The organism is Vibrio sp. E150_011 (genome assembly GCF_053544015.1).
Window position 1 is genome coordinate 19,315 of sequence record NZ_JBHFOL010000031.1, and the last position, 12,137, is coordinate 31,451.

Below are 12,137 nucleotides of genomic sequence, written 5' to 3' on the forward strand. Positions count from 1 at the left end.
ATAGTCCCAATGGTTTTGCCTTAGAGACGGGATGATAATTTAGGAAATCGTATGAAGATTCATCAAACTACCTTGGTTTACGATGCGTATCCTTCGGTCTACAACATTCTAGAATCGACGTTGTTCATGTGGTTCATTGTGGCAGTCACATTGGGCATCCTTGTATGGACATTGAGCAAGCTATGGTATGTGCATTCTATTCCAAAACACCTTGCTAAAGAGCGTGGTTTGGCTCAGGCCAAGTTGATTTTTTGGCTGTGCATATTGGGTATGTTTTACAAACCGCTTTGGATTATTGCGGTGCTCGCAATTGTGACGGACTGGGATAAATTACAACAGTGGATTAGAGGCGCTTCGTAATGAAAGAGATCATGCTCCCCTACATATTAGTGGTTTGGTTGTTATTCAAATTTAATGTACTCAAACGAACGCCAAAGAATTACTTTGTGTCTGTTGTGATTGGCTTACTGTTACTGGTGAGTTTGTTTGTCGGCCATCGTTTCTATTCGCCGATTGATTTGACTAATTCGACCACTGTCAAAGCGCCTCATGCAGTACTTTCTCCAACGCTTGGTCAACACATTGACAAAATATACGTTGACCATAATCGCGATGTGAAAAAAGGCGAAGTGCTTTACACTCTCAAAGATGATCTGATTTCTGCGTCGATTTCTGAGGTTGATTCTGGTCTGATTGAAATTGATAGAACCATTGAAGCTCAAGAAGTGAAAGTGACCCAAGCCAAGCGAAACCTATTGCGTAACCAGAACTTAGAGCAACATGTCAGCCTTAAAGAGTTAGAAGAAACTCAAGACAACGTTGAATTTTTTGTGGCTGAGTTGAACGTGTTACACGCCAAGAAAGATGGCTTACTCGCCAAGAAAAAAAGCTTGATGTTTGACCTTGACCGCCTTACGGTTAGAGCTCCGTTTGATGGCATGATCACTCATGTTTTTATTGCGGATGGATCTCGAGTCGGTTCCCTGCATTTGTGGGATACATCGAAGAAATTTGTCGAAATGCGAATCCCAGATCAAGCCTTTGCCAATATCGAAAAAGGTCAGTTTAGCGAGTTCTTTATTGATACTTTCCCTGGGCAAATTTTCCGATCTCGCGTTCACAGCAAAGTGAAAGCAACCGGTGAAGCGCAAGGGAATTTGTTGCCACAAGAGCAACGAGTTTCAGCACACATTCAAAGGGGGGCTCCCGCTATTGGTCGAACCGTTATTTTAGAAATTGATGAAGACACGATGAAAAAAGTGCCGATTGGCGCAACAGGTTCTGCGTGGATCAGTGCGTCTAAGCCTCATCCGATACTCGGCTTCATTGACATCATTGGTGGGGCAACTTTACGTCTTGCGTCAGTTAAATCGTATCTATTGGCGATTTAGTGTTTTTGTTTATTAACCTTTAAAGAAGCGTAAAAGTAAGTAGTTCTTTTACGCTTCTTCTGACTTTAACAATCGCACCCAGGTCAAATACGTAAATAGTCAAGTGTTGAGATACCAACCACTTGTTGGTATCTCTCAGACGTCGGCGCGCTTATGGTTGCGTCACCTCTTTTAATACTGTCCCTGTCGCCCCGCTTGGTAGTGTTATACCCAACTTATTCGAGAGTGTTGGCGCAATATCGTAAGGTGTTACTTCACGACTGATGGTTTGAGCTTTGATATCATAACCCGCAAAAATAATCGGCACGTGTGTGTCATAGCGCCATGGCGAACCGTGCGTTGAGGCAATAGTAATGCCATCCATGTCATTAATATAAGACCGTGGTTCGAAAACAATATACACATCACCAGAGCGAGTTGGGTGGTAATTGTTTCCAACAAGCGTCGATACACGAGAGTTTTGCACACGTCCATTTTTGATGTCTTCACTAGTGACTGTTGCCGCGACACCTTCCACCTTCGCTATTTCATCTGCGACCACCCTCTGCACTCTGCCCAGCGACACCCCTTTATCTTTGATCATCTCATGGTTTAAATAGAGGTAAGGTTGAGCATAAAGGATAATTGCCGTGTCATCTAAACCAAACTCTTGCTCCAATTTGTTCAATAACATCGCAGAGACTAAAGCGTTTTTATTGAAATATTGCGCATTCTTTAACCCAAGTTGATTAGCGACAGGTGTAGATTCTGGAACGCCATGATCAGCGGAAAGCACAATAACTGTGTTCTCAAGCCCTACCTGTTGGTCAACTGTTTCAAATAGTGCGGCGATGGTGTTATCGAGTCGAATTAGATTGTCTTCCGTCTCTAAACTATTCGAGCCATACATATGAACTACGTAATCATTGGATGAAAAACTTACCGAAAGGTAATCTGTATGATGACTTAAGCCCAGCTTTTCCTCTTTAAGTAATGTTGTTGCAAAATTTGCGGTAATTTCATCACCCGCAGGGCTAAGCGTTAGCATTGTTGGGAAATATGGATAACCCTCAGGCCCATAAGGATGAGGGAAAGAGCGATTGAATCCAGCTAAATCGACTTTGTGCTCATCCGCAATTTCTTGCAATGTGTATTGCTCTCTTGACAGTGACATTTCCCAGCGCTTCCCTGAATATTGCGCTGGAATGTTACGGTCATTCCACTCGGTTACCCATTGCGGGTATTCATCATAATAATAATTACTTGTCACAAAGCTCGCTTTAGACTTTGAGAACCAAAAAGCTTTTCCGGCATGCCCGCCCAATGAGATTGCGCCGCGATCCTTTATTGAGACAGAAAAGACCTTAGATTTCCCGTTATTCGATAATCTCAGCTCATCACTGAATGTAGTTGATAGAATTGGCACTGGAGAGCGACCATCTTTCTGCGCTGCTTTTTGAGTTGGGTCAACCTCCGTTGATTGATTGACGCCAGCGCCAATGGTGAGCATAGAATAACTTTCGTCTTCCACGTTGTAGACCAAACGTTCCTTTTGACGATCATACCAGATGTTGCCAACCATACCGTGAACGGAAGGTGGTGCGCCCGTAGCTAGCGAAACGTGGCCAACAATAGTCTCTGTATTACCATGCTCATAGTGGGCATTAGTGTAATGTGTGCCTTGCTCCATGAGGTAACGAAAGCCGTGAAGTCCGAAGTTATGCTTATACCGTTCCAGGAGGTCACCTCTTAGACCATCAACGGTAATTTGCAACACTAGACTCGGTTTTGTTGGGTGTCTATGTGCTTGCGTGTTTGCATGCACAGGTAAACAGAACATCATCAATAAAATAGACGTAGTGGTATTAGAAGGCTTCATATAGATTTCTCAAATAGGGTTAGAAGGCTAAGAGTGATAACACCTGCAATAGTCAGTCATTAATTGAAACCTTTCGCGAGACGCAAACTACTGTCGGTAAACATCGTGCAAATATAGATGCCCAGCATTTGGTTATTTAATGAGGAGAGCCCATAAAAGTATGCTCAATTATTCTATAGGTTCAGCTTTTTTCTAAGTAGACCGTAGAGGTTACATTTACTATAGGCAGAGCTTATGGGCTTCATATTAGTGGAGTTGGTCCACACCATAGCGGGAGCCAAATAAGGCTCTCATACTAGGGTTGGTAATGGAGCTTTACTATGGGTTAAACACATAATGGGGCATTTCTGTGTTTGACGCGAGTACCAACACTTACTGCTTCGAAACGTCCACACTCGTCAACTAGAAAATTCTACTTTAACCTCCGTACTAGGAATTCTATTAATGTGGCACTAGTTAACACCCTAGTGATTCTATATTCTCTGGAGCTATCTCGCAGAATGCTCGCACACTAATCCCCCTCACATTTTCCTACGATATCTTTCGGCTTGAGTTTCCCAGACCTAGGCACTTGAACATTTGAATTGTTCGATGCTGGTTAGATTATAGATTTACACTTGCGTACCCAGCTGGGCTGCAAAACAATGACTTGGAGAGGTTATTAATGGTCGTTGACGTTTTAGAGCACAACAAGAGCGAATCAAAGACAAAAGCTTCAGATTTCATTTCGGACTTATCTTCCATTCAGACACAGATCATGATGCTGGCTAACCAAGATTCGAGCAACGTTCTTCATGCATTTAGGAAGCTTAGCGAGTCAAGCGAGATGCATGATATGCTTAAAGAATGCACTAAACGCCGCCTCCCTGGCCCAAGTACTGGACTCTCAGACTTGAAAAATTTCAAAACACTGAAGTTCATCCATGATTTATATCCAGAGCAAGAGTCTCCTTCAAGTCGAGCTTTAAAACGAATGGAGTGTATTAATCATAAGCACCCTAATATAGAAGATACTACACACGATACACTTTTGTGTTACCTCGAGGACCACTATAATTTGATGCGACAAGTTCGTCTTGCGCTCGAGGCAACTCAATATGACAAAATCAATATTCTGGTTACAGACATTTTAAATAATCCTGTTCCACAATTGACGGCTGTGAGACAAAGATCAGTTGAAGAAGTCGAACTCTCCCTAAAATCATGTGCGCCAAAGAACTCTACACACTGCCCTACCATATCACTCATAACCAACAATATTGAGACTAGTAACATTGAAGCGATCTGTCTGACGTACTTGCGCCGAAAAAACAACGACAGAAATCTAAAGAAAGATGAGGACGGAAACTCTGTTGAAGCGTTAGAAACAATTAGAATGTGCATGGTGATTCACCAGCTAATTGGTAAGTTTGATGTTACTCGTATCACAGTAGAAGATGGCGACTTAGCTTTAGAAAAGTTAAGAATGATGCCTAAAGTTCATCAATCAAAACATGATAAAGAAGTATTCCACCGTTACCCTGTTTCCGGCTGGATAGAAATAAATGAAAAGGTGAAACGAGAAGTAATCTCAGAAAGTACTGTAGGCCGTTACCTAGAGAAAGCTGCTACCATTTATAGATGGGCTGAAAAGCATCTAAAATTAGATACACATAACCCATTCAGTGGATTAGGAACAAAAAAAGAGAGCTACTATGAGTATGATGATGTCAATCCATTTGATAAAAAAGATTTAATTACTATTTTCTCTCAACCTATTTTTACATCTCATAAGATAAATCGGCACAAAACAATGAAGATTCATAAATATAGCCTTTTCTGGCTGCCACTGATCGCATTATTTTCAGGTATGCGCCCAAATGAGATAGCACAACTAAAAAGAAAGAACATTCATTTCAAACATGGTATTTGGTTTTTCTCCCTCGCAAACCTAGATCGCGACCAGTCGTTAAAAAATAAAAGTGCTAGGCGTATAGTACCGGTTCATTCAACCCTGTTATCGCTCGGGTTTGAAAAGTATCTTCAACGTTTTAGCTCAGAAGATCTACTCTTTCCAGAACTCTCATATAGTAAGAAAGGTGGTTACTATAAAAACTATGGGGATTGGTTTAGTCGATACTTTTCTAAGCTAATTAATCTCTCAGCAGAGAAAAAACGATTTTCCAGTTTCCGACACAATTTTATCAACCATTTTAAACAGTCTGGTGTACTCGCCGCGGTGCCTGCTGCTTTGGTTGGCCACGAAAACGGCAATATTACGTATGACCGCTACGGCGACAAAGCTGAACTTGAGAAACTCAAGGAGGCTGTCGAAACAATCAAATTTGATCACTACCTTGAAAAAGTAAAGCCATTTGAGTGGCTAGCGTAATCCACTTCAAACAAACTAGTTCATATAAGTCTACCCTAGTCCACCATGAACCAATCGCGTTCATATAGGTTGCTAGAGTAGCTAAATGAATCATAGTGCCTATAGGTATCTAAAAGACACATTAAGGGTAGTGATGAAAATTAGAGCTTACTTAAGAGCATCGACTAGCGAACAGAATGCTGAGCGAGCTAAAGAATATGTGCGCAATTTTGCAGATTCGCAAGGGCACGTTATCGAGCAATTTTACGTAGAAAATGCCAGTGGTCGAATTTACGAAAGACCGGAACTCAACCGGCTAATTGAAGACTCGTTCGCAGGTGACGTTCTTCTAGTGGAGCAAGTCGATCGTTTAACACGAATGAAAACTGAAGATTGGGAAAAGCTTAAAGATAAATTGAAATTCAATGGGTTGAGTGTGGTCGCAATTGACTTACCAACGAGTTATCAAATATTAACCCCTTCAGTAGACCAATTAACCAGCGAAGTGATGAGCGCCGTCCTGAAAGGGATAAATAACTTGATGCTCGATGTTCTGGCAGCAATGGCCTCAAAAGACTACATCGACCGACGTAGGCGACAAGCTGAAGGCATAGCCCAGAACAAGGCAAACTTTAGGGGTAAACAACAAGTTCAAGAAACAGTGGACAAGTGCTTAGAGGTAGACAAGTACATTGAGGCCAACCAACTATCGCAAGTTAAAGCATGCGAACTCGCTGGCGTTTCAATCTCAACTTGGAGACGATTTAAAAACCGTTCCGTATCTTCTTCATAAACCGCATCTAAAAATCAAGCATGCTGACCGTCGCTAACATAGTGTGAGTGATGCTCGGACTCGCCAGCATGCTTGACCTATTGTAAGCACAAACAAACAGTATCCAGAGAGCCTCGGGATCTTAATTTGGATGAAGATGGAATTGCGCGCAAGCTGTTTCATTACCTAGTTCATTAGCAGATAGTAAGGCAGCAGTCGACAATACCCCTTACAACGCTGATGAGGAACCTTCGTGGTCAGCACTTCATAACTCAGAATTGCCCCAAAATCATTTAGGGTAAATACTCTACAGAATGCAAGGGCGTGTGTTTTCCCTACTAAAAATTTTCCGAAGCAAAAGAGTTTGTCTGTCTAACGTACCCCCTGCAGTCTTATGCAGGCATGTACGTCGTAAAGTCGTTGAGATATCGGGTGATGGTGCATTGGCACAAGTAATCGAATTCACTGGTTAGTGTAGAAACACTGATACAGCTCACATTGTTTAATTTCTTAGTTATCAGTAGAGATAATTTATGATGTGAATCAATGATGGCTACCTCCAAAGTATTACTTTGTTAACTGTTGTTACTAAATGTTGGAAGTGGTTTGTAAATATGTCTATTAAAAAGCGATATGTCGCTCTTATTGCTGCTGTGGGAATAGGTATTGGTTGGTTAACGTTAGGCGGTACCGCCGCTGTGATGCACTATACATCTAGCACAGAGTTTTGTGTTTCTTGCCATACGATGCAAATTCCATATGAAGAGTATCAAGGCTCTATTCATTTCAGTAACGCCAAAGGCATCCGAGCTGAATGTGCAGACTGTCATATTCCTTCCGATCCAATCGACTACGTAATCACGAAGATTCGAGCCTCTAAAGACATTTATCATGAGTTTGTGACGGGTAAAATTGATACTGAAGACAAGTACGAAGAACACCGTATGGCGATGGCAGAAACCGTATGGGCGCAACTGCGAGAAAGCGATTCTGCGACGTGTCGTTCTTGTCATACCTTTGATGCTATGGACAGCTACGAGCAATCTGAAGATGCGGCGAAAATGCACGAGTACGGGCAAGAGAATAATCAAACCTGTATCGACTGCCACAAAGGTGTTGCTCATTTTGCTCCTGAACCAGAAATGGACAGTGAGGCTTTCGATAATCTGATGGCATTGACAGAAAAAACCGATTTGAGTGCGAAAGTCGTTTACTCACCTGAAACCATCAATATTGGTGATCTTGGTACTATCAATCCAACGGCCCGTCTAGATGTGAAAAATGTTGAAGGTACTGAGCGCACCATTGAGCTACATGCTTATCAAATGAAAGGTGCAGAGCAGGTGCTTTACTACGGTGAAGGTCAACGTTCCATTGTAGCGATGCTGACTGACCAAGGGAAAGAAACCCTTGAGGTAGGCGAGTTCAAAGCGGACGAGTACGGCAATGAATGGCGCACAGCTGTGCTAACTACGCAAGTTGATACACAAGTACTAGATTCTCTCGAACCTATCTGGGAGTACGCAAAAGAACTCGATAACGTTTACTGCTCTACATGTCACGCAAAAATTGGTGCGAACCATTTCACTGTGAATGCTTGGGGCCCAGTTGCAAAAGGCATGGGTGAGCGAACTGACATTTCAGACCAAGATCTAGAACTGCTTACTAAATACTTCCAGAACCACGCAAAAGATGTGGCTGGCCATTAAGAAATAAAGGGAAATAATTATGACAGATATTACTCGTCGAGGGTTCCTCAAAGGAACGGGCATGGCTGCCGGGGCACTAGCGTTTACATCATTGACGCCAATAACAGCATCGGCGGCAAATAAACGTGGTAAAGGTATATTAACAGCGGGTCGTATGGGACCGATGTTGTGTGAAGTAGAAGGCGGTAAGCTCATTTCAACGACTAATGCCCTGGCACAAACCGTGCCAAACAGCTTGCAAACGACAGGCCCAGATCAGGTACATACCAAAGCCCGTATCAAATATCCAATGGTACGTAAGGGCTTCTTAGATAATCCATCAGATCCTACGGGAACTCGTGGTGGTGATGAATATGTTCGAGTCTCTTGGGATGAAGCGTACAAACTAATCCACGAACAGCACATGCGTATCCGTAAAGAGAATGGCCCAGAATCTATATTTGCGGGTTCTTATGGCTGGCGTTCAAGTGGCGTATTACACAAAGCTCAAACACTACTGCAACGTTACATGAGCTTGGCTGGTGGCTATTCTGGTCACCTAGGTGATTACTCAACAGGTGCTGCTCAAGTTATCATGCCGCACGTAATGGGTTCAATCGAAGTCTATGAGCAGCAAACCACTCACCCAGTCGTACTAGAAAGCTCAGACGTTGTTGTGTTGTGGGGTATGAACCCAATGAACACTCTTAAGATTGCATGGAGTTCAACCGACTGCTCAGGCTTAGAGTTCTTCCACAAACTTAAAAAGTCTGGTAAGACAATCATCGCTATCGACCCAATGCGCTCTGAAACTATCGATTTCTTTGGTGACGCAGTTCAGTGGATTGCACCGCGTCCAATGACCGACGTCGCAATGATGATGGGTATCGCGCACTCTTTAGTTAAGAAGGGTAAACATGACGTAGAGTTCCTAAATAAGTACACGAGTGGTTACGACAAGTTCGAAGCGTACCTAATGGGTAAAGAAGACGGTGTTGAAAAGACGCCCGCATGGGCTGAAGAGATCACAGGCGTACCTGCGAAACAACTTGAGCTTCTAGCTGACATCTTTAGCCAAAACCGCACCATGCTTATGGCAGGGTGGGGTATTCAACGTCAACAATATGGCGAGCAACGCCACTGGATGGTTGTAACACTCGCAGCAATGCTTGGTCAGATTGGCCTTCCTGGCGGTGGCTTCGGTCTGTCTTATCACTACTCTAATGGTGGTAACCCAACACGCGATGCTGGTGTATTACCTGCGATTTCCGCTTCAATCGGTGGTGGTTCTTCTGCTGGTAATGACTGGGCTGTTTCAGGAGCGGTGAACAGCTTCCCTGTTGCTCGCATTACAGAAGCTCTGGAAAATCCGGGTAAAACGTATATGCATAACGGCCATGAACTGACGTTCCCTGATGTGAAAATGATATGGTGGGCAGGCGGTGGTAACTTTACTCACCACCAAGATACCAACCGTTTGATTAAGGCATGGCAAAAACCGGAACTTGTAGTGATATCTGAGATCTACTGGACTGCAGCGGCTAAACATGCGGATATTGTATTACCAATCACTACGTCATTTGAACGCAACGATATGACGATGACGGGCGACTACAGTAACCAACACTTAGTACCAATGAAGAAAGTCGTTGAACCTCAAGGTGAGGCGCGTAACGACTTTGATGTATTCGCAGATATGTCTGAGATGATCAAAGCGGGTGGCCGAGATGTTTTCACTGAAGGCAAAGACGAAATGGATTGGCTAAAAGGCTTTTACGATACGGCGCAAAAAGCGGGTAAGTCCGCACGTGTACGCATGCCTAAGTTCGGTAAGTTCTGGGATGATAACCAGCTTATTGAGATGAAATACAACAAGAAGGCGGCACAATTTGTTCGTCATGCTGATTTCCGTAAAGATCCTGTGATGAACCCGCTAGGTACCCCAAGTGGTAAGATCGAGATCTTCTCTAAAACCATTGAAGGCTACAAGCTTGCAGATTGTCCAGCTCACCCTACTTGGATCGAGCCTACGGAGTTCTTTGGTAAAGCTAAAAGTGATGAGCTTCAGCTGATGACAGCGCACTCAGCACATCGTTTACATAGCCAATTCAATTATGCGAAATTGCGTGAAGAGTATGCGATCGGCAACCGTGAACCCATCTCTATCAACGTAGAAGATGCGAAAGCACGTGGTATTAAAACAGGTGACCTTGTTCGTGCTTACAATGATCGTGGCCAGGTTTTGGTGGGTGCCCTGGTAACAGATGGCATCAAACAAGGCGCAGTGTGTATTCATGAAGGAGGTTGGCCTGATCTAGATAAAAATACGGGCTTATGTAAAAACGGAGGCTGTAATGTGCTTACTTTGGATATTCCAACCTCTCGTTTGGCAAATGGCTGTGCAGCAAACTCAGCGCTAGTGAAAATTGAAAAGTACACCGGCCCAGCATTGGAGCTTACGGCATTTGAACCACCTAAAAATGGCTAATTATTAAATCAATTGATGCAATTCTCCACCTATAACGTTGAGTCTAAGTGAGAGAGTTTAGATGCCTTGGTGCTAGCACACTAAAGGCATCTAAATCATTCGTAACTTTATTTTCAGGCTCTCTGCTTTACACGTATCCATTTAGCTTTGTCAACTTGCTTTACCCCCGGAATTCAACGCTGAACTACAACATTGTTAATGTTTAAGGGCTTCTACCCTTTCTCAAAAAAATGGCGGTAGGCTGGATAACCCCAAATATTTTTGGGTGGTGATGGTTCTGTTACTGAGCTCTTTCAGATAACCATCACTGACACATCAATATCTCACAATTGTTTGTTGCTAAAAGGCTCTGTCGCTAAAAGCCTAAACTTTTCCTGCCACATTCTTTGTCAAGGAAACCATCCGCCAATTATTCGCGGCATTGCTTTTCTTATGGATGCAAAGGAACCAGCTCGATTCGTATTCTGTCAATAAACGAAGTGATCTGCTCCAGTGATACTGGACACTCACGTAAGCGACTTTGTCCATACTTTTAATAATTCATGCTTTGCTAAATTAGCAATCGTGCTAAAACGGAATTGTCCAAAAACATCACAACCTGAATTTTTGCACGTGGCATTTTCTAGCTCGAAAATGCCCCAAACCTTCACAGAGCCTGCAAACGGAACACCTAAGCAGTACACCAATAGACCAAGTTAATCTAATCCGTACTTTGTTCTCTTATACGGGATTTTTCCGTAATTCGACCCCGCAACTATATGCCGATTCACATAACAGGTTGATACCAGTTGAGTTTCATAATGAATAGCAGCAACATAGACGGAATGCAAAGACGGAAAAAGTCCGTTTATAAAACGTTAGCCAGACAAAATCGAATAAGGGGATCTTGTGAATAAAGATGCAATCAAAGAGCTATCATCTAACGCGCTAGATATAGCGTTGGATGCTAATTTAGATGAGGGTATTCTGAAAGATATTCCAATCTTTGGTTCTGTTATTAAAGTAGCGGAATTGACTATGTCTATCCGCGACTACTTTTTCCTAAAAAAGCTTGGTCGATTCATTTATCAATTAGACAGCCTTACCGAAACTGACAAGGAAACTATCCATCAGTTTTCTAAATCACCAGATAGTGAAAAGATAGCGAGTAAAGTAATTCAAGTTATAGATAACGTAACTGATATTGAAAAAGCTGACTTAATAGGGAAGCTTTTTGCATCGTTTTGCACAGGAAAGATTGACAGGCCAAACTTCTTGAGATCTGTTGATACAATTCATAACTATTTTATAGAAGACCTAAATCGGTATCTTTATGAGTCCAATGTTTGGTTCGAAACATTCGAAGATTTAGAGATGCGTAACCTTGAAAGTTTAGTTGGTAGCCCTTTAATAAAGGAACAACTAATTGATCCACAAGAACTTACTCTCTCTGGTCGTGAAGATGAAATCGGCATAACAAAATATGAAAATTCTAGCTTTGGTGAAATATTCAAGAAAGCATTAACGTAATGGCTAACAAGAGACTATGGCGTCAATAGTTAATTTTTGGCGCTGCTCTCGTCCCACATAACACCGTCTCTCAGCATAGAA

8 protein-coding genes are annotated in these 12,137 nt (G+C 42.6%); 7 read left to right on the plus strand and 1 reads right to left on the minus strand.

Translation table 11 applies throughout. The features are described from left to right. Positions 1–51: 51 nt before the first annotated feature. Together ACE1OE_RS23680 and ACE1OE_RS23685 are read left to right on the plus strand one after the other, a co-directional pair. Positions 52–360 carry an Mg2+ and Co2+ transporter gene (locus tag ACE1OE_RS23680; protein ID WP_449212448.1) on the plus strand — a complete coding sequence of 103 codons (309 nt, stop codon included), beginning with the start codon at positions 52–54 and terminating at the stop codon, positions 358–360. After that, complete coding sequence (locus ACE1OE_RS23685) at positions 360–1,391, plus strand: HlyD family secretion protein (RefSeq protein WP_449212449.1); 1,032 nt, start codon at positions 360–362, stop codon at positions 1,389–1,391. The genes ACE1OE_RS23680 and ACE1OE_RS23685 overlap by 1 nt, the downstream gene beginning before the upstream one ends. A gap of 151 nt (positions 1,392–1,542) precedes the next feature. Here ACE1OE_RS23685 and ACE1OE_RS23690 read toward each other — a convergent pair whose 3' ends face one another. After that, entirely contained in the window at positions 1,543–3,213 is a 1,671-nt protein-coding gene (locus tag ACE1OE_RS23690; RefSeq protein WP_449212455.1) for an alkaline phosphatase family protein, read from the minus strand. A gap of 700 nt (positions 3,214–3,913) precedes the next feature. Between ACE1OE_RS23690 and ACE1OE_RS23695 the strand changes: the two genes are divergently transcribed. The 5 genes from ACE1OE_RS23695 to ACE1OE_RS23715 all read left to right on the plus strand — a co-directional run bounded on the left by ACE1OE_RS23695 (position 3,914) and on the right by ACE1OE_RS23715 (position 12,056). Next, positions 3,914–5,620 (plus strand): site-specific integrase, encoded by a 1,707-nt coding sequence (locus tag ACE1OE_RS23695; protein ID WP_449212450.1) that lies wholly within the window; start codon positions 3,914–3,916, stop codon positions 5,618–5,620. A gap of 133 nt (positions 5,621–5,753) precedes the next feature. Next, positions 5,754–6,392: a recombinase family protein gene (locus ACE1OE_RS23700; RefSeq protein WP_449212451.1), complete on the plus strand. Its 639-nt coding sequence runs from the start codon at positions 5,754–5,756 to the stop codon at positions 6,390–6,392. 593 nt (positions 6,393–6,985) lie between these two features. Further along, entirely contained in the window at positions 6,986–8,080 is a 1,095-nt protein-coding gene (locus ACE1OE_RS23705) for a NapC/NirT family cytochrome c (RefSeq protein ID WP_449212452.1), read from the plus strand. A gap of 19 nt (positions 8,081–8,099) precedes the next feature. Then, positions 8,100–10,547, plus strand: a complete 2,448-nt coding sequence (locus ACE1OE_RS23710) for a molybdopterin guanine dinucleotide-containing S/N-oxide reductase (RefSeq protein WP_449212453.1) — start codon at positions 8,100–8,102, stop codon at positions 10,545–10,547. A gap of 888 nt (positions 10,548–11,435) precedes the next feature. After that, the gene (locus ACE1OE_RS23715; protein WP_449212454.1) at positions 11,436–12,056 is read left to right on the plus strand and encodes a hypothetical protein; all 621 of its coding nucleotides are present in this window, start codon (positions 11,436–11,438) and stop codon (positions 12,054–12,056) included. Positions 12,057–12,137: the final 81 nt, after the last annotated feature.

Bases quoted from the DNA above. Each gene is read 5' to 3' on its own strand.
- ACE1OE_RS23680 (WP_449212448.1), top strand. From the start codon at position 52: ATGAAGATTCATCAAACTACCTTGGTTTACGATGCGTATCCTTCGGTC.
- ACE1OE_RS23685 (WP_449212449.1), top strand. From the start codon at position 360: ATGAAAGAGATCATGCTCCCCTACATATTAGTGGTTTGGTTGTTATTC.
- ACE1OE_RS23700 (WP_449212451.1), top strand. From the start codon at position 5,754: ATGAAAATTAGAGCTTACTTAAGAGCATCGACTAGCGAACAGAATGCT.
- ACE1OE_RS23690 (WP_449212455.1), bottom strand. From the start codon at position 3,213: ATGATGTTCTGTTTACCTGTGCATGCAAACACGCAAGCACATAGACAC.
- ACE1OE_RS23710 (WP_449212453.1), top strand. From the start codon at position 8,100: ATGACAGATATTACTCGTCGAGGGTTCCTCAAAGGAACGGGCATGGCT.
- ACE1OE_RS23695 (WP_449212450.1), top strand. From the start codon at position 3,914: ATGGTCGTTGACGTTTTAGAGCACAACAAGAGCGAATCAAAGACAAAA.
- ACE1OE_RS23705 (WP_449212452.1), top strand. From the start codon at position 6,986: ATGTCTATTAAAAAGCGATATGTCGCTCTTATTGCTGCTGTGGGAATA.